This window comes from Polynucleobacter sp. Fuers-14, from assembly GCF_018882045.1.
GTDB lineage: Bacteria > Pseudomonadota > Gammaproteobacteria > Burkholderiales > Burkholderiaceae > Polynucleobacter.
This window is the reverse complement of sequence record NZ_JACVPG010000047.1, coordinates 1-317: the sequence shown is the minus strand read 5'-3', so window position 1 is coordinate 317 and position 317 is coordinate 1. Positions and strand designations below refer to the sequence as shown.

Here is a 317-nt window from a genome sequence, read left to right as displayed (position 1 = left end):
GGCACCAACACCTACACTGGTGGCACTACTATCTCTGCTGGTACGCTCGCCTTAGGCGTAAGCAATGTCATGCCCGATAGCGGTGTTGTCACCATTAACGGCGGTACTTTTGCCATGGGAACATTTAACGATTCGATTTATAGCTTAGTGGTCGGTACAAGTGGTGGCTCTATTACCGGTTCTGGCCCCTTAACTAGCACCATTGGTTATGTCTTTAACAATACTAGTGGCAATGCACTGACCATCTCTGCAGTTTTGGCTGGAGCAGGGGCAACCTTAACTCAAGCTGGCACCGGTACAACTACCCTCTCAGCCGC

Annotated in this window: 1 protein-coding gene; it reads left to right on the top strand. The window is 50.5% G+C overall.

What is annotated here, in order from left to right; genetic code table 11:
* Nucleotides 1–317 (top strand): hypothetical protein (locus ICN40_RS11935; protein WP_216244159.1); only part of this gene is annotated, 317 nt, incomplete at both ends.